Origin of the sequence: Rhodovulum euryhalinum (assembly GCF_004342445.1) — a bacterium.
Lineage (GTDB): Bacteria > Pseudomonadota > Alphaproteobacteria > Rhodobacterales > Rhodobacteraceae > Rhodovulum > Rhodovulum euryhalinum.
Window position 1 is genome coordinate 261,854 of sequence record NZ_SLWW01000003.1, and the last position, 19,602, is coordinate 281,455.

The window sequence follows — 19,602 nt, forward strand, 5'->3', positions numbered from 1 at the left end:
AAAAATCGTAATGTGTTTTTGCATCCACGGCAAGGGAGGGCCTCGATGCTGGAGATTTCCTATGGCGGCGCTGCCCTTGCGGGCATCCTGTCGTTCCTGTCGCCCTGTATCCTGCCGATCGTTCCCTTCTACCTCTGCTACATGGCCGGCATCTCGATGAACGAGCTGCGCGGCGAGGACCAGATTTCGTCCGGCGCCGTGCGCAGGCTGGTGATTTCGGCGGTTTTCTTCGCGCTGGGCGTGACCTCGATCTTCGTGTTGCTGGGGATGGGGGCGACGGCCCTGGGCAAGGGGTTCGCCGCGTGGCGGGAAGAGCTGTCCTATGCGGCGGCGGCGCTTCTGTTCGTGTTCGGGCTGCACTTCCTGGGCGTGTTGCGCATCCCCTTCCTCTATCGCGAGGCGCGAATCGAATCCAAGGCGGAACCCACGACGATCCTGGGCGCCTACCTCATGGGGCTTGCCTTCGGGTTCGGCTGGACGCCCTGCGTGGGGCCGGCACTGGCCGCGATCCTGATGGTGGCGTCGGGCATGGGCGACATCGGGCGCGGCGCCCTTCTGCTGCTGGTCTACGGGCTGGCGATGACGCTGCCCTTCGTGATTGCGGCGGCCTTTGCGCGGCCGTTCCTGAAATGGATGCAGAGAAACCGCAAGTATCTTGGCCATGTCGAGAAGGCGATGGGGGTGATGCTGATCCTTTTCGCCGTGCTGATCGCGACCAACTCGATCAGCTACATCGCACAATTCATGATCGACCACGTGCCGTGGTTCACGAGAATCGGCTAGGGTCGCAGAAAGGGAGGATGAAGATGAGACTGACCACGATTCTGGCTGCCGGTGTCCTGGCGTTCGCCATGCCCGCGTCCGCCGCCGAACTGGGCGACGACGGGCTGCACAAGGCGGAATGGATGCGCGACACCTTCAGGGACATGCGCGAGGACCTGGCCGAGGCCGGGGCCGAGGGCAAGCGCATGCTGGTGATCTGGGAGCAGCGGGGCTGCATCTACTGCACCAGGATGCATGCAGAGGTCTATCCCGATCCCCGGATCGATGCGCTGCTGAAGGACAAGTACTTCGTCGTGCAGATGAACCTGTTCGGGGATGTCGAGGTCACCGATTTCGACGGCAAGGTGTTGCCCGAAAAGGAGATGGCGGCGCGCTGGGGGGTCTTTTTCACGCCGACCCTGATGTTCATGCCCGAAGAGGTGCCCGAGGGCGGCACCGCGGCCGAAGCGGCCGTCGCCACGATGCCCGGCGCGTTCGAAAAGGGGACGACGCGGGCGTTGCTGCAATGGGTGCTGGAAAAGGGCTACGAGGGCGACGAGCATTTCCAGAAATACGTCGCGCGGGTTCTTGCCGACGGCGATAACTGACATGTGGAATACGGGTTTTGCGGATCAAGTGCCTGAAATACTGGAACAGTTCTCGTATGCAAAAAATTATATTTGTTGTTGCATGCGAAGGTGCACATCCGCTACCTTTCGATCCAGGGAGAAGACACGGGAGGATTCTTGACGATGAAGAAGGTGGCAATAACCGCCCTCTGCCTGGCTGCGGGTCTGACCGTGGCCCATGCGGCTGAGGTGGCCCCGGCGGACGTGAAATTCGACGATTACGGGTTCGTTCCCGCGCCGCTGACCGATACGCCCGGTGACCCCGAGGCAGGCCGCAAGCTGATGTCGAGCCGGTCCAACGCGAACTGCATCGCTTGCCATACGGCGACCGATCTGGCGGATATTCCATTCCATGGCGAGGTCGGCCCGTCCTTCGATGGTGTGGCCATGCGTTACCCCGAGGCGATGATCCGCGGCATCCTCATCAATCCCAAGAACGTGTTCGAGGGGACGGTGATGCCGGCCTTCTACAAGGTCGAGGGGTTCAACCGCCCGGGCGAGGCGTTCACCTCGAAGCCGATCGAGGGCGAGATCAAGCCGCTTCTGACGGCCCAGCAGATCGAGGATGCGGTCGCCTATCTGATGACGCTTAAGAATTGAGCCCCGGACAGGGCCCATCTCGAAAGGAGAAAGACATGGAATTCACGAGACGAGGAGCGATCGCGATCAGCGCCGGCTTCGTGGCCGTGCTGATGCTGCCGGCGCGGATGGCAAAGGCGGCCGTGGATGAAAAGATCGCCGCGTTCACCGGTGGTGCGTCGGTCGGTTCGGGCGGGATCACCCTGACCACCCCCGAGATCGCCGAGAACGGCAACACGGTGCCGATCGAAGTCAACGCCCCCGGCGCGACCGAGATACTGGTGCTGGCCTCGGGCAACCCGACGCCGGACGTTTGCTCGGTCAAGTTCGGCCCGCTGGCGGGCAGCCAGAGCCTCTCGACGCGGATCCGGCTTGCCGGCACGCAGGATGTCGTGGCCATCGCCAAGATGGCCGATGGCAGCTTCGTGCAGGCGGCCAACACCGTGAAAGTCACCATCGGCGGCTGCGGCGGCTGAGCGTACAGGAGGACAAGGACATGGCAGAAGGTGTCAAGCCCCGCGTGAAGGCCCCGAAATCGGCGGCAGCGGGCGAATCCGTGGTCATCAAGACCCTGATCAGCCACAAGATGGAGTCAGGCCAGCGCAAGGACAGCGACGGCAACCTCATTCCGCGCTCGATCATCAATCGCTTCACCGTCGAGTTCAACGGCCAGAGCGTTGTCGATGTCGAACTGGCGCCGGCGATCTCGACCAACCCCTATTTCGAATTCGCGGCGGTCATCCCCGAGGCGGGCGACATGAAGTTCACCTGGTACGATGACGACGGCTCGGTCTACGAGGACGTCCAGTCGATCGCCATCGCCTGAGCGGACGGCGACGTTTCAAGGGAGGGAAACGAATGAAATCCAAGCCGCTCAACATGATGACGGCACTGGCTGCGGGCCTGGCGATGTCTGCCGGGGCCGTGGCCGCAGACCCGGATGCCACCCTGGTCATCAACGGCGAAATTCCGATCGTCACGAGGACCGAGGCGCCCGCGCATCTTGAAGGGGCCCTTGACGAGATCCGGTCGGGCTGGACGTTCCGCACCAAGGAAACCCAGGCGCTCCAGATGGACGATTTCGAGAACCCGGGCATGGGACCCGCCGAAGAGGCGATGACCGTGTGGGAAACCGCCGATGGCACCGAGGGCAAGTCCTGTGCCGATTGCCACGGCGCGGTCGAGGACGGCATGAAGGGCGTGCGCGCGGTCTATCCGAAATGGGTGGAGAGCGCGGGCGAGGTGCGCTCCATCGAACAGATGATCAACGAGTGCCGCACCACCCGGATGGGCGCCGAGGAATGGCAATACATCGGCTCCGAAATGGTCAACATGACGGCGCTGATTTCTTCCGTCTCGCGCGGCATGCCGATGAACGTGGCGATCGACGGGCCCGCGGCCGAGACCTGGGCCAAGGGCAAGGAGATCTACTACACCCGCTTCGGCCAGCTCGACTTGTCCTGCGCGAATTGCCACGAAGAGAACTTCGACAACTACATCCGGGCCGATCACCTCAGCATGGGGATGACCAACGGCTTTCCGACCTACCGGCTGAAGAACACCAAGCTCAATGCGGTGCATGACCGGTTCAAGGGCTGCATCCGCGATACCCGCGGCGTGCCGTTCGGTGTCGGCTCGCCCGAGTTTGTCGCGCTGGAGCTCTACGTTGCCTCGCGCGGCAACGGCCTGTCGGTCGAGGGCCCCTCGGTCCGCAACTGATCGCGGAACCCGCGCCGGCGCGGTCGGTGCGGGTTTTTTCTGCCCGGAAATATTCAGTTTCGCGCATGTGACAATGCGCGGGACGTGCCAGAAAGGACGCTGAGACGATGATTTCGCGGAGGGATTTCCTGCAGGCCGCGGTGGCCGCATCCGCCGTCTACGGGGCTTCGGGCATCGGCAACTGGGCGCGTCTCGCCGCGCAGCAGGCGCTGACGCAGGACCAGTTGCTGAACTTCGACACCTTCGGCAACGTCACGCTGATCCACGTCACCGACATCCACGGCCAGCTTAAGCCGATCTGGTTCCGCGAGCCGGAGATCAACCTGGGCGTCGGCGACGTGAACGGCAAGCCGCCGCATGTCACGGGCGAGGATTTCCTCAGGATGTTCGACATAAAGCCGGGCACGCCCGAGGCCTATGCGCTGACCCATGTCGATTTCGTCTCGCTCGCCCGCGGCTACGGCAAGATGGGCGGGCTGGACCGGGTGGCGACCGTGATCAACGCGATCCGCGCCGACCGGCCCGACGCGCTGCTGCTGGACGGCGGCGACACGTGGCACGGCTCCTACACCTGCTTCAAGACCGCCGGGCAGGACATGGTCAACGCGATGAACGCGCTGAAGCCCGACGCGATGACCAGCCACTGGGAATTCACCCTCGGCATCGACCGGGTGACCGAGATCGTCGAAAGCCTGCCCTTCCCGTTCCTCGGCGCCAACATTTTCGACGCCGAATGGGACGAACCCGCCTACGAGCCCTACAAGATGTTCGACCGCGGCGGCGCGCAGATCGCCGTGATCGGCCAGGCCTTCCCCTACATGCCGATCGCCAATCCGGGCTGGATGTTCCCGGGCCTTTCGTTTGGTGTGCGCGAGGAACGCATGGCCGCGGTCGTGGCCGAGGTGCGTGACGCGGGCGCCGACCTGGTGGTGGTGCTGTCCCACAACGGTTTCGACACTGACCGCAGGATGGCCGCTCAGGTGCCCGGCATCGACGTCATCCTGACCGGCCACACCCATGATGCGTTGCCCGAGCCGGTGATGGTGGGCAAGACGATGCTGATCGCCTCGGGATCGAACGGCAAGTTCGTGACGCGCCTTGATCTCGATGTGCAGGGGGGGCAGCTTCTGGGCTTCCGCCACAAGCTGATCCCGATCTTCTCGGACGTGATCGCGCCCGATGCCGACATGGCCGCGCTGATCGACGAGCAGCGCGCGCCCTACACGGCGGACCTCGAAAAGGTGCTGGGCACCACTGACAGCCTGCTCTACCGCCGGGGCAACTTCAACGGCACCTGGGACGACCTGATCTGCAACGCCCTGATCGAGGAGCGCGAGGCCGACATCGCGCTGTCGCCCGGTTTCCGCTGGGGGCCGAGCCTGCTGCCGGGCGAGCCGATCACCCGAGAGGACGTGTTCAACGCGACCTCGATGAGCTACCCGAACGCCTACCGCTCGGAAATGACCGGCGAAATGCTGCACATCATCCTGGAAGACGTGGCCGACAACCTGTTCAACCCCGACCCCTACTACCAGCAGGGCGGCGACATGGTCCGCGTTGGCGGCATGGGCTACCACATCGACGTATCGAAACCGCAGGGCAGCCGCATCACCAACATGACGCTGCTGAAGACCGGCGAGGCGATCGACCCGGGCAGGAGTTACGTCGTCTCGGGCTGGGCCAGCGTGAACGAGGGCACCGAGGGACCGCCGATCTGGCAGGTGGTCGAGGATTACATCACCCGCAAGGGCACCGTTTCGGTCGATCCGAACAAATCGGTGCAGGTCAGCGGGGCATAAGCGAGATGAGCGAGATTTCCAGACGAGACGAGGAGGAGGTTGCAGACATGACCGATCGGTCCCAACCCTCGACGACGCGGCGCGGGTTTCTCAAGGCGGGGCTGGCCACGGGCGGGGCGATGGCTGCCGGCGGGGCGGCGCTTGCGGCGGAACCCGATCCGCTGATCACCGAGGTCCAGCCCTGGGCCCAGGGTCTGGGCGAGGGTGTCGACGCCACGCCCTACGGGCTGCCCATCGAGTACGAATCTGACGTGATCCGCCGGAACGTGCCCTGGCTGACGGCCGATCCGATCTCGTCGATCAACTTTACCCCGATCCATGCCCTCGATGGCACGATCACGCCACAGGGCTGTGCCTTCGAGCGGCACCATTCCGGCGCGATAGAACTGCGCAAGGAAGACTACCGGCTGATGATCAACGGGCTGGTGGATACGCCGCTGGTCTTCACCTACGAGGATCTGGAACGCTTTCCGCGCGTGAACCACGTCTATTTCTGCGAATGTGCGGCGAATACCGGCATGGAATGGGCGGGCGCGCAGCTGAACGGCGCCCAGTTCACGCATGGCATGATCCACAACATGGAATATACCGGCGTGCCGCTGCGCACCCTGCTGAACGAGGCCGGTATCAAGCCCGAGGGCAAGTGGGTCTATGTCGAAGGGGCGGATGCCTCGTCGAATGGCCGTTCGATCCCGTTGGAAAAGGCACTTGACGACGTTCTGGTGGCCTTCAAGGCTAATGGCGAGGCGCTGCGCAAGGAACATGGCTATCCGGTGCGGCTGTGCGTGCCGGGCTGGGAGGGCAACCTCTGGATCAAGTGGCTGCGCCGCATCGAGGTGACCAGCCAGGCCATCGAAAGCCGTGAAGAGACGTCGAAATACACCGACACGCTGGCCGACGGCACCTCGCGCAAATGGACCTGGGTCATGGACGCGAAATCGGTCATCACCTCGCCCAGCCCGCAATCGCCGATCAAGCACGGCCCCGGTCCGCTGGTCGTCACCGGGCTTGCCTGGTCGGGCCGCGGCGCGATCGAGCGGGTGGATGTCTCGCTCGACGGCGGCAAGACCTGGCAGACCGCGCGGCTGGCCCAGCCCGGACAGGCGATGGCACTGTCGCGCTTCTACCTCGATATCGACTGGGACGGGTCCGAAATGCTGCTTCAGTCGCGGGCAATGGACAGCACCGGTTACGTGCAGCCCACCAAGGCGCAGTTGCGCGACGTGCGCGGGCTGAACTCGATCTATCACAACAACTGCATCCAGACCTGGTGGGTCCGGGAAACCGGGGAGGCCGAGAATGTCGAAGTTTCGTGATCTGGTGATCGGCACGGCGCTGGCCACGACCCTGGCCGCGGCGCCGGCACTGGCCGAGAAACTGGGCCTGGGCCGCGCCGCGCTGCCCGAGGAAATCGCCGCCTGGGACATGGATGTCGCCCCCGACGGCACCGGCCTTCCGGTGGGCTCGGGCTCGGTCGAGGATGGCGAGATGCTGTTCTCGGAGAATTGTGCGGTCTGCCACGGCGAGTTTGCCGAAGGCGTCGACAACTGGCCCAAGCTGGCGGGCGGCGACGGCACGCTGGACGACGCCGATCCGCTCAAGACCGTGGGCTCCTACTGGCCCTACCTCTCGACCGTCTGGGATTATGTCCACCGCTCGATGCCGTTCGGTGGCGCGCAGACGCTGGCGCCTGACGAGGTTTATGCGATCACGGCCTACATTCTTTACTCGAACTACCTGGTCGAGGACGATTTCGTTCTGTCGAACGAGAATTTCCTCGATGTCGCGATGCCCAACGCGGACGGCTTCATCGTGGATGATCGCGACCAGGTCGAACTGCCGCTGTTCTCGCAAGAGCCGTGCATGAGCGATTGCAAGGACAGCGTCGAGATCACCATGCGCGCCGCCGTGCTGGACGTGACGCCCGACGAACTGACCGAGGATGTTGCGCGCGAGCAGGAGGCGATCAAGGCTGCGGCTGCGGCGCAGCAGGCGGCACCGATCAAGCTGCCCGACCCCAAGCTGGTCGCGGCGGGTGAGAAGGTGTTCGCCGAATGCAAGGCCTGCCATCAGGTTGGCGAAAGCGCCAAGCACCGCGTCGGCCCCGTGCTGAACGGGGTGGTGGGGCGCCAGGTCGGACAGGCCGAGGGCTTCAACTATTCGCCGGCGATCAGGAAGGCGGCCGAGCAGGGCATGATCTGGGACCATGCGACGCTGGACGCCTATCTCGCAAGCCCGCGCTCGGTGATCGAGAAGGGCCGGATGTCCTTCCAGGGGCTTCGGTCCGAAGACGATCGCGAGGCGGTGATCGCCTATCTGCGCACCTTCAATTGATATCGGTTTCTGCTCCCGCACCATCCTGCGGCCCCCACCGGGGCCGCTTTTTTTCCGCATTTCGCCGTTGCCGGGACGGCACCGCCCCGGGTGGGATTAAAGAATTGGAAAAATTTGACTTTTTCGCAACGACGCCAATGCGGGAATCCGCTTTCGGCCCGCAGGATTCGCTTGATTGGCCGGGTTCTCCATCGCATCCTTTGAATATGAGGGAGGCATTTTTCCTGGCTCTCGCGCTCGCCACGGGAGGGGCGGGTGCGGGGTGGGCCGAGACCGCGGTCTCGGCCATCGGCGACGCCGAGCGTGGCGCCGATATCTGGATATTCTGCAGTGGCTGCCACCAGATCGGTCCCGATGCCGAAATCGGGATCGGGCCGCCGCTGACCGGAATCTTCGGCCGCCGGGCAGCCTCGGTCGACGGGTTTCCCTATTCGAGGTCGATGACCCGGGCAGGCCGCGACGGGCTGACATGGACACTTGAAACGCTCGACGCCTATATCGAGAATCCGCGGGTTCTGGTCAGCGGCACGAGGATGAGCTTTGACGGGCTCGAAGATGCGGGAGAACGGGCGGATCTGCTGGCCTTCCTGCGCGTATACTCGGACAAGCCGTCGAACATCCCCGAGGCCGCGCCGACCGCACGGGCGGATGTGCCCACGCTGCCGCCCGAAACGCTGGCCATCGTTGGCGACCGCGCCTATGGCGAGTATCTTTCCAGCGAATGTACCACCTGCCACCAGCGCGACGGGTCGGACAAGGGCATCCCTTCGATCGTGCTCTGGCCCGAAGAGAATTTCGTCCTCGCGATGCATGCCTATCGGCAAAAGCTCAGGCCCCATCCGGTGATGCAGATGATGGCCGGGCGGCTCACCGACGAGGAGATTGCGGCGCTGGCCGCTTATTTCGGTTCGCTGACCCCATAGCGGGCCCCACGATCGCGACATTGGAAACGCGCGACTTAGTCCCAGGGAGGAGACAAGGATGACACTGAACAGACGGAGCTTTCTCGGCGCGAGTCTCGCGGCCGGGGCCGCGTTGTCGGCACCGAGGGCCATCGGTCAGGCCCGCCCGCGGGTGGTGATCGTCGGCGGCGGTGCGGGCGGCGCGACGGCCGCGCGCTATATAGCCAAGGACAGCCAGGGCGCGATCGACGTGACGCTGATCGAACCCACGCGCACCTACTACACCTGCTTCTTCTCGAATCTCTATCTCGGCGGTTTCCGCGACTTTGCCTCGATCGGCCACAGCTATGGCGCGCTCGCCTCGGGCTACGGCATAAACGTGCTCCATGACTGGGTGATCGGTGTGGATCGCGACGCCAGGACGGTCACGACGGCGGCGGGTCATACGCTGCCCTATGACCGGCTGATCGTCTCGCCGGGGATCGACTTTGTCGAGGGCTCGGTGCCTGGCTGGGACATCTCGGCCCAGAACAGGATGCCCCATTCCTGGAAGGCGGGCAGCCAGACCCAGCTGCTCAAGGCGCAGATCGAGGCGATGCCCGAGGGCGGGGTCTTTGCCATGGTCGCCCCCCCCGATCCGTTCCGTTGCCCGCCCGGCCCCTACGAGCGCGTCTCGATGGTGGCCCATGTCCTGAAGGCGACCAACCCGACCGCCAAGATCCTCATCCTCGATCCCAAGGCCAGCTTCTCGAAACAGGCGCTGTTCGAGGAGGGATGGCAGCGGCATTATGCCGGCATGGTCGATCGCATCGGTCCCGATTTCGGGGGCGCTAACGTCTCGGTCAATCCCGAGGCAATGGAGGTCGATATCGACGGTACCGTCGAAAAGGTGGATGTCTGCAACGTGATCCCCGCGCAGAAGGCGGGGCGTATCGCCGAGATCGCCGGGCTGACGGACGACAGCGGCTTCTGTCCCATCGTCCCCGCCACGATGCAAAGCCGGATGGACGAGACTGTCTTTGTCCTTGGCGACGCGACCATTGCGGGCGACATGCCGAAATCGGGCTTCTCGGCCAACAGCCACGCCAAGGTGGCGGCAATGCAGGTGCGCGCGGCGCTGACCGGGTCCACCGCCTTCCCGGCGAAATATTCCAACACCTGCTGGTCGCTGATCGACACCGATGACGGGGTCAAGGTCGGCGCTTCCTACGCGCCGACCGACGAGAAGATCGCCAAGGTGGACGGCTTCGTCAGCCAGACCGGCGAGGACGCGGCGCTGCGGAAGGCGACCTACGAGGAAAGCGTCGGCTGGTATGCGGGGATCACGGCCGACATGTTCGGCTGACCGCCCGCAAGGTGGCAGAGATCGACCCCGCCCGGGCATGTGCTGCGGGCGGGGTTTTCGTCCGGTCGGCGGCTTGTCGCCACCGGACCGCCCGCCCGTTCCGTCGAAGCGGCAGGCCGGGGCGGCATGTGGTATGATCCCTGGAGCCGGAATCCGGATAGTGCCGGGCGAGAATCATGGTACAACTGGGCGGCGAGGGACTGGTTCGGGAGGAGCCAGGAACGTGAGTACCATACGCGACAAACGGCCAGGCCAGATGTGCCGGGCCTGCCTTGACGATCACGAACTGATCCTTGGCAAGCTGGGGCCCATGCCCGATGCCGCGCTGCGCGCAATGGCGGGCTATGGTCTCAGCGATCAGGAGATGGCGCGCTATTTCGGTGTCACCCCGTCCTCGCTGCGTCGGCTCAAGCGCAGCCTGAACGTATCGGCGACGCTGATCGACTGAGCCCGCCAGAGCCAAAGGGCGCGGCGATATCGCCGGTTCGGCGGATCAAGGGCAATGGTCTGGCTTGGGCCGCGCCAACCGCACAACCGGACAGGAGCAGGTGCGCTCCGGCAGGGCAGGGCCCGTGACAACCGGCCCCATTCTGCCGCGGGAACGATTGGCCGGGCGGCGCGCGGCGCCCTTATCCCGCCGGACTGAAATCCCCATAGGCGCCGCCGGCGAAGACCAGCGGCGGCCCCTCACGGCGCGCCACCTCGTCGACGCGGCCCACCACGATGGCGTGGTCGCCCGCCTCGTGCAGTGCGACGCGGGTGCACAGGAACCGTGCGATCCAGCCTTCGTCCAGCAGCGGCGGCCCGGTCTCGGTCCATTCCAGCGCCAGCCCCTCGAACGCGCCGCCCGAACTGGCAAAGCGATGCGCCAGCGCATCTTCGCCCGCGCCCAGCACGTGAACGGCAAACCGCTCTGCCCCGGACATCGCCGGGAACCGGCGCGAGGCGCGGGCGGGCGACCACAGCACCAGCGGCGGATCCAGCGAGACCGAGGAAAAGCTGTTCGCCGTCATACCCACCGGGCCGGCGCCGCTGTCGACCGTGACCACCGTGACGCCGGTCGCAAAGCAGCCCAGCGCGTCGCGGTACTGCCGCTCGGTCGCGGGGCCGGGGGTGAATCGTTGCATGGCCGGGCATCCTCTCGCTGGCGTCGGAGGGCGAGAATGCGCGATCGTCCGGGCGGCGGCAACCGTCCAGCGCCGCTACCCCGCGCGGTTCACGGAGCATCTGCATGCGCCGGGCGCGTGGCAACCGGGCGGTGTCGCAGTTGTTCCGGCCAAGCGCGGCGGCCGACGCCACCCTTCGCCGAAGTGTCAGGCCAGGAAAAAGGGGGCGGCCTGAGCGGCTGCCCCCTGCACTCGTTCAAAGACTGTTTGAAATGTGCGGCCGCCCGCAGGCGTAAAGATGTAACCGATGTCCCCACCGGCACCCTTGAATGATTCCAATTATACACATGTTGTGCGACGCTACGGCAACCAATATGTGAAAGCACGGTGAACAAACCTATCCTGATGCCTATTCTGCCGCCATGTCGAGCGCATGAAGCCTGTTGGCAAGGCGCCGCGCGGCCTCGCCCGCGAGGTAGGTAAGCCGCCCGCCGGCCACCGTCATCTCGATGGCGCGGGTCCGCTCGTCGACCACGCACAGATCCGCCCGGCGCCCGAAATCCAGCCGTCCGCGGTCGGGCAGGCGCAGGATCGCGGCCGGCCGTTCCGAGATCATCGCCCAGGCCCGCGGCAGATCCATCAGCCCGCTGTCGACCAGCCGCCAGGCGCCATGGGCCAGCGCGGGATAGTAATAGTCCGACACCAGCGCGTCGCACAGCCGCTGCGCCACCAGGTCAAGCGCCGAGACATTGCCGGATTGCGATCCGCCCCGCACCACGTTTGGCGCGCCCAGAAGGACGGGATCGTTCATCGCCTTGGCCGCTGCCGCCGCGCGCCGGGTCAGCGGGAATTCGGCGATCCGCGCGCCGATCATCGAGAACCGCTCGCGCGTCTCGCCATCGGGGTCGTCATGCGAACCGTAAAGCACGCCCATCTCGTCGAAAGCGTCGGCCAGCCGGCAAAGATGGCGCGGCACCTCGGGGGCCTGGTCCAGCGCCGCCGCGATCCGCGACCGCAGATCGCCGGGGCTGCACCCGGCCCCAGACGCCCACTGCGCCAGACCGTCGGGCCGAATTTCCGCCAGTTCGGCCGCCTCTTCGAGGTGGTTGTTGAAGACGACATAGCCGATCCGGTGGCGCCGTACCGCATCCAGCAGGCGCTGGGCGCTGTCGACCATGTGGGTTTCGCAGCGGACCTGCAGGCGCAGGTCGGTCAGCATCCGTGGACGATAGGCGTCGAGCGCGGCCATCAGCGCCTCGGCCTGGTCCGGGCCGCGATGCCCGCCTTCCCAGGACCACCCCTGCGCCAGCCAAGCGGTGGTCACCCCGTTTGCCGCCGCCTCGCGGTCGGTCGCGGCAAGCCCGATCCCGTGCGCGAAGGGGGCGCCGGGGCGGGGGGTGATGTGGCGTTCGAAGCTGTCGCCATGCAGGTCGACGATGCCGGGCAGGATCAGATAGCCGGAAAGATCCACCTCGGGCAGCGGGCCCCTGGTGATCCGGCCCTCCGCGATGGCGAGCGACCGGCGTTGCATCTCGCCGTCGCGGAGGATGGCGGCACCGGTGAAACGCAAGGGAGGCAGGATCTGATACATCATTCGGCTCGGAACAGGGTCGGGCCTTGTGGATAAACCGGTTCTGTATCGCCGGTATGACAGGCGCAGGGGTCAGTCGGGCGTCACGACAAGGGTGACCCGGTCACCGGCGAACCATGTGTGGCCGTATTCGACGGGCCGGCCCGCGTCATCGACATTGATCGCGACCGCCCGCAGGATCGGCGCGCCCTCGCGCAGTGCCAGGTGCAGCGCCTGGGTGGGCGAGGCAAGCTTGGCGGTGAGCCGGGTCGAGGCGCGGGTGTAGTCGGGAACCCCGCCGCGGGCCAGCGCGGCGGTGACCGAGCGCGTCTCGGTCAGCGCGTCCAGCAGGCCCGGAAAGCGGTCCGCCGGAAACACGCTGCGAAACAGCGCGATGGGCGCGCCGTCGGCAAGCGAGACGCCTTCATAGACATGGACGGCCGCGCCCGGGGGCCGCGCCAGTGCCTCGGCCTCGCGCGCATCGGCGTTGCGGGTTTCGGTCAGAAGCAGCTTTTTCTCAGGCGTCTGGCCTGCGGCTCTCAGGTTCTGGTGGAACCGGACCCGGCGGCCGATCGGATAATCCGTGGGCCGCGCGGCGACATAGACGCCGGCGCCGCGGCGGGTATGGATCAACCCGTCCCCGGCAAGTGCGGCCAGCGCCCGGCGCAAGGTGTGCCGGTTCACGCCAAACCGGCGGGCAAGCTCTGCCTCGGTCGGCAGCTTGTCGCCCGGCCGGTAGCGGCCCGCGCCGATCTCGCCGGTCAGCGTTGCGGCGATCGAGGTCCAGACTGCGTTGCGACCCATCCGTTCGGACCTTTGCCCTTGCACGACTCGGGTGCCGCGCGTAACGATTTGTCTAGTTGTATATATATCTAGACAAATCTGCAAGTTGTCCAATGACCGGAATCGATACGCGGCAGGGATGGATGGGGCTTCTGGCCCGGGCGCCGGCTATGGCGCTGGCCGAGCTTTGGGCGGGGTTTGGGGCAGAGCCGGGCTTTTCCTGGCTGCGCCCGCCCGAAACCGGGGCAGTGATGGTGCGCGGCCGGATGGGCGGCACGGGCGCGGCCTTCAACCTGGGCGAGATGACGGTGACGCGCTGTGTGCTGAAACTCGACGAGGGCGGAGCGGTCGGCCATGCCTGCGTTCAGGGCCGCGACAGGGACAAGGCGCGGCGGGCCGCGCTGATCGACGCGCTGATGCAGACAGGCCGGGCGGAAGACTGCCGTTCGAAGGTTCTTGGCCCACTCGCCGCGCGGATGGAGGAGGCGGGCCGGGCGCGGGCCGCGCGGGCGGCGGCCACGAAGGTCGAGTTCTTCACCATGGTTCGCGGGGAGGATTGAGCGATGCAGATGCAGGCGCTGACCGGCGGTTTCACCGATACCCCCCGCGAGGCGGCCATCGCCTTCCGCGCGATGCTGGAGGCAATGGCCCGGCCGGGCCGGATCTTCGACATCGCCGGCGCCACGCCGCCCATGCCGCTGTCAATTGCGGCGGGCACGGCGCTTCTGGTCTTGGCCGATGGCACGACGCCGGTGCATCTGGCCGGTGCCCATGACGCGCCCGGCGTCCGCGACTGGATCACCTTCCACACCGGCGCGCCTCTGGCCGCACGGGGGGAGGCCGCCCTCGCGGTAGGCGACTGGGCGGGGCTCCTGCCGCTCGATGCCTACCGCATCGGCGTGCCGGAATATCCCGACCGCTCGGCCACGCTGATCGTCGAGATGGCGGCGCTGACCTCCTCGGGCGCACGGCTGACGGGGCCGGGGATCGAGACCGAGCACCGGCTGTCGCTACCCGAGATCGCCGCGTTCCGCACCAACCGGGCACTGTTCCCGCTGGGGATCGACTTCTTCTTCACCGCGGATGCGCGCATCGCCGCGCTGCCCCGCACGACCCATGTGGAGGAAGGCTGATGTATGTCGCGGTCAAGGGCGGCGAGCGCGCCATCGAGAATGCCCATGCCTGGCTGGCCGAGGAACGCCGGGGCGATCCGTCCGTCGCCGAGCTGTCCGTCGCGCAGATCCGCGAACAACTGGCGCTGGCGGTCAACCGGGTGATGGCCGAGGGCTCGCTTTACGATCCCGACCTCGCCGCGCTGGCGATCAAGCAGGCGCGCGGCGACCTGATCGAGGCGATCTTCCTGATCCGCGCCTATCGCACCACGCTGCCGCGGCTGGGCACGTCGGTGCCGGTGGATACCGGCGCGATGGCCTGCGACCGGCGCATCTCGGCCACGTTCAAGGATGCGCCGGGCGGGCAGGTGCTGGGGCCGACCTTCGACTATACCCACCGCCTGCTGGATTTCATGCTGGCTGCCGAAGGCAAGATGACCCCCGCGCCGCAGGCCGAGCCGCGCGACGAACCCATGCCGCGGATCACCGGGTTCCTGAACCGCGACGGGCTGATCGAGGAGGAGGCGCCCTCGGACGAGACCCCGCCCGACCTGACCCGCGAGCCGCTCGAATTTCCCGCGAACCGGGCGCTTCGCCTTCAGGCACTGACCCGCGGCGACGAGGGGTTCGTCCTCGGGATGGCCTATTCCACCCAGCGCGGCTATGGCCGCAACCATCCCTTCGTGGGCGAACTGCGCGTCGGCACGGTTTCGGTCGAGATGGAGATCCCCGAACTGGGCTTCGCGGTCGCGATCGGCGAGATCGCCCTGACCGAATGCGAGACGGTGAACCAGTTCAAGGGTTCCAAGACCGAGCCCGCGCAGTTCACACGTGGCTATGGCCTTGCCTTCGGCCATTCGGAACGCAAGGCGATTTCCATGGCGCTGGTCGACCGGGCGCTGCGGTGGGAAGAGCTTGGCGAGGACAATGCGGGGGTTCCCGCACAGGATGCCGAGTTCGTCCTCAGCCATGCCGACAATATCCAGGCCTCGGGGTTCCTCGAACACATCAAGCTGCCGCACTATGTCGATTTCCAGTCCGAGCTGGAGCTTGTCCGCCGGATCAGGGCGGGCGCGGCTGCGGACCCTGTTCGGGGAGCAGCGGAATGAGCGGCGGCTATTCCTCGCCCCGGTCCGTGGCGGTGTCGATCAGCCAGCCGCCGGGCCCGGCCACGCTGTCGGGCAGGGCGAAGACCATGATCTCGCGCAACAGGGCGAGCGTCACCAGGCTGAGTGCGATCTGGTCGAAGGTGATCGTGGCGATCCGGTCGAACACGGGCGGGCCTCCATGGTCAAAGTCCCGCCCGTATCGCGGGTAAATGAGGCGTGAACATGGCCGAGGCTGAACAATACAATTTCGCCTATCTCGACGAGCAGACAAAGCGGATGATCCGCCGGACCGTGTTGAAGGCGCTCGCCATCCCCGGCTACCAGGTGCCGTTTGCCAGCCGCGAGATGCCGATGCCCTATGGCTGGGGGACGGGGGGCGTGCAGGTCACGGCCGCCGTCCTGACGCCGTCCGACACATTGAAGGTGATCGACCAGGGCGCCGACGACACGACGAACGCGGTGTCGATCCGCAAGTTCTTCGAGAAGACGGCCCAAGTGGCGACGACCACGCGGACCCCCGCGGCCAGCGTGATCCAGACCCGTCACCGGATTCCCGAGACGCCGCTGGCCGAGGGCCAGATCCTTGTCTACCAGGTGCCGATCCCCGAACCGCTGCGCTTTTTGGAACCGCGTGAGACCGAGACGCGCAAGATGCACGCGCACGAGGAATACGGGCTGATGCATGTGAAGCTCTACGAGGACATCGCGCGGCACGGGGCGATCGTGACGGCCTATGCCTATCCGGTGCGGGTCGAGGGGCGCTACGTGATGGACCCCTCGCCGATCCCGAAATTCGACAACCCCAGGATGAACATGGCGGCGATCCAGCTGTTTGGCGCGGGGCGCGAACAACGCATCTACGCCGTGCCGCCCCATACAGGCGTCGTCAGCCTGGATTTCGAGGACTACCCGTTCGAGGCGACGAAGGCCGCGGCGGTTTGCGCGCTTTGCGGGTCGGCCGAAAGCTATCTCGACGAGGTGATCGTGGACGACACGGGCGGGCGTATGTTCGTCTGCTCGGACACCGATTTCTGCGCCGGGCGGCGGGGGGCCATGGACGCGGAGGCAGTGGCATGAGCACGCAGAATCCCTGCCGGGACGTGTCGGGAAAGCCCCGGATCCCGGAGACGCCCCTGCTGAGCGTTCGGGCGTTGTCGAAATCCTACGGTGCACGGATTGGATGCACCGATGTGTCCTTCGACCTTTTTCCCGGCGAGGTGATGGGGATCGTCGGCGAGAGCGGGTCGGGCAAGTCGACGCTGCTGGCCTGCCTTGCCGGGCATCTGGCACCCGACGCGGGCGAGATCCGGTTCGAGACGCGGGACAAGGGGCCCGTGGACACGATCGGTCTGGGCGAGCCCGCGCGGCGGATGCTGGCGCGCACCGACTGGGCCTTCGTTCACCAGAACCCGCGGGACGGGCTGCGGATGGGCGTGTCGGCGGGCGGCAATGTCGGCGAGCGGTTGATGGCGGTGGGCGCGCGGCACTACGGAAGGATCCGCGGTCAGGCGCTGGACTGGCTGGGCCGGGTCGAGATCGACGCCGACCGGGTGGACGACCGGCCATCGGCCTTTTCGGGTGGCATGCAGCAACGGTTGCAGATCGCCCGCAACCTCGTGACCGGGCCGCGGCTGGTGTTCATGGACGAGCCCACCGGCGGGCTGGATGTCAGCGTTCAGGCGCGGCTGCTGGACCTGATGCGCGGGCTGGTGCGCGAGATGGGGCTGAGCGCGATCATCGTGACCCACGACCTGGCGGTGGTGCGTCTGCTGGCCGACCGTCTGATGGTGATGAAATCGGGCCGGGTGGTCGAGGCCGGTCTGACCGACCAGGTGCTGGACGATCCGCAGCACCCCTATACGCAGCTTCTGGTCAGTTCGGTGCTGCAGGTCTGACCGGGTGCCTGTGGGGCGGGTGGGATCGAGTATTTTTGCCAAGAAGAAGGACCGGGGATGATCGAGATCGAAGGGGCGGCGAAGACCTTCACGCTGCACAACCAGGGCGGCGCGGTGATCGAGGTTCTCAGCGGGGCCTCGCTGTCGGTGGTGCCGGGGGAATGCGTTGCGCTGACCGGCGCCTCGGGGGCGGGCAAGTCGACGCTGATGCGGATGGTCTACGGCAATTACCGGGCCTCGTCGGGCCGGATCGTCGTGGGGGACGTCGACATCGCCTGCGCCGCCCCGCGCGAGATCCTGGCGCTGAGGCGCCGCACGCTTGGCCATGTCAGCCAGTTCCTGCGGGTCGTGCCCCGGGTGCCCACGCGCGATGTGGTGGCAGAACCGTTGCTGGCGGTCGGCTGGCCCGCCGGCCGGGCGCGGGCGCGGGCCGAGGCGCTGTTGGCGCAACTGAACGTTCCCGAGCCGCTCTGGAACCTGAGCCCCACAACCTTCTCGGGCGGCGAGCAGCAGCGGGTGAACATCGCGCGGGGCTTTGCGCATGATTACCCGGCGTTGCTGCTGGACGAGCCGACCGCAAGCCTCGACCCGGCGAACCGCGAGGTGGTGCTGGGGCTGATCGCGGCGGCCAAGGCGCGCGGCGCGGCGATCCTGGGGATCTTTCACGACGCCGAGGCGCGCGCCCGGGTCTGCGACCGCGAAGTGGATGTTGCGGTCTTCGCCCCGGGGATGGCCTGATGCCGGGGCGGTTTTTCGCGTTGGTCGGCCCGTCCGGCGTGGGCAAGGATACGTTGCTGGCAGCGGTTCAGGCGCGGCGGCCCGATCTGCACATCGCAAGGCGGGTGATCACGCGGCCGCCCGGGGCAGGCGGCGAGCGGTTCGATGCCGTCACAGAGGCCGCGTTCGAGCAACTGCTGGAGGCGGGCGGCTTCGCGTTGCACTGGCGGGCGCACGGGCTGTGCTACGGGATTCCGGCGATGATCGACGGGGTTTTGGCGGAGGGGCGGGATGTCGTCTTCAACGGCTCGCGCGCGGTTCTGGCCGAGGCGGCGGCGCGTTATCCGGGGATCAGGGTGCTGCATGTCACCGCCTGTCCCGAGACGCTGGCCCGGCGGCTGGCGGGACGGGGACGCGAGAGCGATGCGGACATCGCCGCGCGGCTGGGGCGGGCGGACTACGTGCTGCCCGAGGGGCTGCCGGTCACGGCCATCGCCAATGATGGTCCGCTGGACGAGGCCGTTGCGGCCCTGCTTGCCGCGCTTCAGCCGGAAAGGGTGTAACGATGCAGATTGTGGAACCGGCCATCCTCGGCCTCGCCGAACAGGCACAGGCTTGCGATCCTGAGCGGCCGGTCGATCAGCGGTTGCAGCACCGGCGACAGAACGGCGCGGGTGCGCTCGGCCTCGGGGTCCTTGAGGGGTCCGGTCAGGGTCATGTGAAAGCGGAACTCCTCCATCACGCAGGGGTAGCCCCAGCGGTCCAGAAGCCGGCGCTGGCGCGCGCTCAGCCGGTCGGGGTCACGCCGGGCGATGTCCTCGGGGGCAGGCGGGGCCCGAAACCCGTCCAGCGCCTCGACCACGCTGCCCGCGAGTGCCCCCAGCGCCCGGGTATCGCCGCGGGCGGTGAGCGCGAGAAAGCCCGAAAGCCGCGAGATTTGCAGCCCGTCCAGCAGAACCGGCTTCAACTGACCGGCAAGCGCCGCAGCCGAGCGGTGCAAGAGCGCGATGTCGCTGCCCTCGACCAGCCGGAAGGGCGGCTTGATCGTCGCGTGAAACCCGTAGCGGCGGGGCGTCTCGGTCAGTTCCGCGATCTTGCATGGCAGGCCCTGAAGCCGCAGATGCGCCCGCGTCGTCCCGGCCGTCGGATCCCAGCCAAGCCAGGCCGCACCGAACTCGGCCAGGGGGCCCGGTTCCGGCGCATAGTAGATCGCGTAGCGCTTGTAGCCTTCCATCCCTCGC

24 protein-coding genes are annotated in these 19,602 nt (G+C 66.7%); 19 read left to right on the top strand and 5 right to left on the bottom strand.

Annotated elements, in window-relative coordinates:
* The first annotated feature begins 45 nt into the window (after window positions 1–45).
* The 12 genes from EV655_RS05375 to EV655_RS05430 all read left to right on the top strand — a co-directional run bounded on the left by EV655_RS05375 (window position 46) and on the right by EV655_RS05430 (window position 10,517).
* Window positions 46–783 carry a cytochrome c biogenesis CcdA family protein gene (locus tag EV655_RS05375; RefSeq protein WP_132542596.1) on the top strand — a complete coding sequence of 246 codons (738 nt, stop codon included), beginning with the start codon at window positions 46–48 and terminating at the stop codon, window positions 781–783.
* Between the two features lie 23 nt (window positions 784–806).
* The gene (locus tag EV655_RS05380) at window positions 807–1,370 is read left to right on the top strand and encodes a thioredoxin family protein (RefSeq protein ID WP_132542598.1); all 564 of its coding nucleotides are present in this window, start codon (window positions 807–809) and stop codon (window positions 1,368–1,370) included.
* A gap of 144 nt (window positions 1,371–1,514) precedes the next feature.
* Window positions 1,515–1,991 carry a sulfur oxidation c-type cytochrome SoxX gene (gene soxX, locus EV655_RS05385; RefSeq protein ID WP_132542600.1) on the top strand — a complete coding sequence of 159 codons (477 nt, stop codon included), beginning with the start codon at window positions 1,515–1,517 and terminating at the stop codon, window positions 1,989–1,991.
* Between the two features lie 35 nt (window positions 1,992–2,026).
* Window positions 2,027–2,446: a thiosulfate oxidation carrier protein SoxY gene (gene soxY, locus EV655_RS05390; protein WP_132542602.1), complete on the top strand. Its 420-nt coding sequence runs from the start codon at window positions 2,027–2,029 to the stop codon at window positions 2,444–2,446.
* Between the two features lie 20 nt (window positions 2,447–2,466).
* Window positions 2,467–2,796 carry a thiosulfate oxidation carrier complex protein SoxZ gene (soxZ, locus tag EV655_RS05395; RefSeq protein ID WP_132542604.1) on the top strand — a complete coding sequence of 110 codons (330 nt, stop codon included), beginning with the start codon at window positions 2,467–2,469 and terminating at the stop codon, window positions 2,794–2,796.
* Between the two features lie 32 nt (window positions 2,797–2,828).
* Complete coding sequence (soxA, locus tag EV655_RS05400; RefSeq protein ID WP_132542606.1) at window positions 2,829–3,689, top strand: sulfur oxidation c-type cytochrome SoxA; 861 nt, start codon at window positions 2,829–2,831, stop codon at window positions 3,687–3,689.
* 107 nt (window positions 3,690–3,796) lie between these two features.
* Window positions 3,797–5,488 (top strand): thiosulfohydrolase SoxB, encoded by a 1,692-nt coding sequence (soxB, locus tag EV655_RS05405; protein WP_132542608.1) that lies wholly within the window; start codon window positions 3,797–3,799, stop codon window positions 5,486–5,488.
* 47 nt (window positions 5,489–5,535) lie between these two features.
* Window positions 5,536–6,804 (top strand): sulfite dehydrogenase, encoded by a 1,269-nt coding sequence (soxC, locus tag EV655_RS05410; protein WP_132542610.1) that lies wholly within the window; start codon window positions 5,536–5,538, stop codon window positions 6,802–6,804.
* A complete protein-coding gene (locus EV655_RS05415) occupies window positions 6,788–7,822 on the top strand; it encodes a c-type cytochrome (RefSeq protein WP_132542612.1) in 1,035 nt (344 codons plus the stop codon). Before soxC ends, EV655_RS05415 begins: the two co-directional genes overlap by 17 nt.
* A 206-nt stretch (window positions 7,823–8,028) precedes the next feature.
* Window positions 8,029–8,745, top strand: coding sequence for a c-type cytochrome (locus EV655_RS05420; RefSeq protein ID WP_132542614.1), 717 nt, complete (start codon window positions 8,029–8,031; stop codon window positions 8,743–8,745).
* A 58-nt stretch (window positions 8,746–8,803) separates the two neighbouring features.
* Entirely contained in the window at window positions 8,804–10,069 is a 1,266-nt protein-coding gene (locus EV655_RS05425) for an NAD(P)/FAD-dependent oxidoreductase (protein WP_132542616.1), read from the top strand.
* A gap of 223 nt (window positions 10,070–10,292) precedes the next feature.
* Window positions 10,293–10,517: an antitoxin Xre-like helix-turn-helix domain-containing protein gene (locus EV655_RS05430; protein ID WP_132542618.1), complete on the top strand. Its 225-nt coding sequence runs from the start codon at window positions 10,293–10,295 to the stop codon at window positions 10,515–10,517.
* Between the two features lie 181 nt (window positions 10,518–10,698).
* On the opposite strand, the gene EV655_RS05435 is transcribed toward EV655_RS05430, so the two are convergent.
* The 3 genes from EV655_RS05435 to phnF all read right to left on the bottom strand — a co-directional run bounded on the left by EV655_RS05435 (window position 10,699) and on the right by phnF (window position 13,549).
* Window positions 10,699–11,196: a flavin reductase family protein gene (locus EV655_RS05435; protein ID WP_132542620.1), complete on the bottom strand. Its 498-nt coding sequence runs from the start codon at window positions 11,194–11,196 to the stop codon at window positions 10,699–10,701.
* A gap of 388 nt (window positions 11,197–11,584) precedes the next feature.
* Window positions 11,585–12,766, bottom strand: coding sequence for an alpha-D-ribose 1-methylphosphonate 5-triphosphate diphosphatase (locus EV655_RS05440; protein ID WP_132542622.1), 1,182 nt, complete (start codon window positions 12,764–12,766; stop codon window positions 11,585–11,587).
* Between the two features lie 72 nt (window positions 12,767–12,838).
* Complete coding sequence (gene phnF, locus EV655_RS05445; protein WP_132542624.1) at window positions 12,839–13,549, bottom strand: phosphonate metabolism transcriptional regulator PhnF; 711 nt, start codon at window positions 13,547–13,549, stop codon at window positions 12,839–12,841.
* A 92-nt stretch (window positions 13,550–13,641) separates the two neighbouring features.
* On the opposite strand from phnF, the gene phnG reads away from it, so the two are divergent.
* From phnG to EV655_RS05460, 3 genes are read left to right on the top strand one after another with little or no spacing between them, the layout of a single operon-like run.
* Window positions 13,642–14,088, top strand: a complete 447-nt coding sequence (gene phnG / locus EV655_RS05450) for a phosphonate C-P lyase system protein PhnG (RefSeq protein WP_132542626.1) — start codon at window positions 13,642–13,644, stop codon at window positions 14,086–14,088.
* A gap of 3 nt (window positions 14,089–14,091) precedes the next feature.
* On the top strand, window positions 14,092–14,661 hold the full coding sequence (gene phnH / locus EV655_RS05455; RefSeq protein WP_132542628.1) for a phosphonate C-P lyase system protein PhnH: 570 nt from the start codon (window positions 14,092–14,094) through the stop codon (window positions 14,659–14,661).
* Window positions 14,661–15,749 carry a carbon-phosphorus lyase complex subunit gene (locus tag EV655_RS05460; protein ID WP_132542630.1) on the top strand — a complete coding sequence of 363 codons (1,089 nt, stop codon included), beginning with the start codon at window positions 14,661–14,663 and terminating at the stop codon, window positions 15,747–15,749. Before phnH ends, EV655_RS05460 begins: the two co-directional genes overlap by 1 nt.
* A 7-nt stretch (window positions 15,750–15,756) precedes the next feature.
* Here EV655_RS05460 and EV655_RS18580 read toward each other — a convergent pair whose 3' ends face one another.
* Complete coding sequence (locus tag EV655_RS18580) at window positions 15,757–15,915, bottom strand: hypothetical protein (protein WP_165905275.1); 159 nt, start codon at window positions 15,913–15,915, stop codon at window positions 15,757–15,759.
* A 56-nt stretch (window positions 15,916–15,971) separates the two neighbouring features.
* Here EV655_RS18580 and EV655_RS05465 point away from each other — a divergent pair, with 56 nt between their 5' ends.
* Genes EV655_RS05465 through phnN form a run of 4 tightly spaced genes read left to right on the top strand, consistent with a single transcriptional unit; the run spans window position 15,972 to window position 18,924 of the window.
* Window positions 15,972–16,826: an alpha-D-ribose 1-methylphosphonate 5-phosphate C-P-lyase PhnJ gene (locus tag EV655_RS05465; protein ID WP_132542632.1), complete on the top strand. Its 855-nt coding sequence runs from the start codon at window positions 15,972–15,974 to the stop codon at window positions 16,824–16,826.
* On the top strand, window positions 16,823–17,644 hold the full coding sequence (phnK, locus tag EV655_RS05470) for a phosphonate C-P lyase system protein PhnK (RefSeq protein ID WP_132542634.1): 822 nt from the start codon (window positions 16,823–16,825) through the stop codon (window positions 17,642–17,644). The genes EV655_RS05465 and phnK overlap by 4 nt, the downstream gene beginning before the upstream one ends.
* 57 nt (window positions 17,645–17,701) lie before the next feature.
* Complete coding sequence (gene phnL, locus EV655_RS05475) at window positions 17,702–18,382, top strand: phosphonate C-P lyase system protein PhnL (RefSeq protein ID WP_132542636.1); 681 nt, start codon at window positions 17,702–17,704, stop codon at window positions 18,380–18,382.
* Window positions 18,382–18,924 carry a phosphonate metabolism protein/1,5-bisphosphokinase (PRPP-forming) PhnN gene (gene phnN / locus EV655_RS05480; protein WP_132542638.1) on the top strand — a complete coding sequence of 181 codons (543 nt, stop codon included), beginning with the start codon at window positions 18,382–18,384 and terminating at the stop codon, window positions 18,922–18,924. The genes phnL and phnN overlap by 1 nt, the downstream gene beginning before the upstream one ends.
* Here the strand turns inward: phnN and EV655_RS05485 are convergent.
* On the bottom strand, window positions 18,906–19,595 hold the full coding sequence (locus EV655_RS05485) for a DUF1045 domain-containing protein (RefSeq protein ID WP_132542640.1): 690 nt from the start codon (window positions 19,593–19,595) through the stop codon (window positions 18,906–18,908). The two genes, phnN and EV655_RS05485, sit on opposite strands and share 19 nt — an antisense overlap.
* Between the last annotated feature and the right edge of the window lie 7 nt (window positions 19,596–19,602).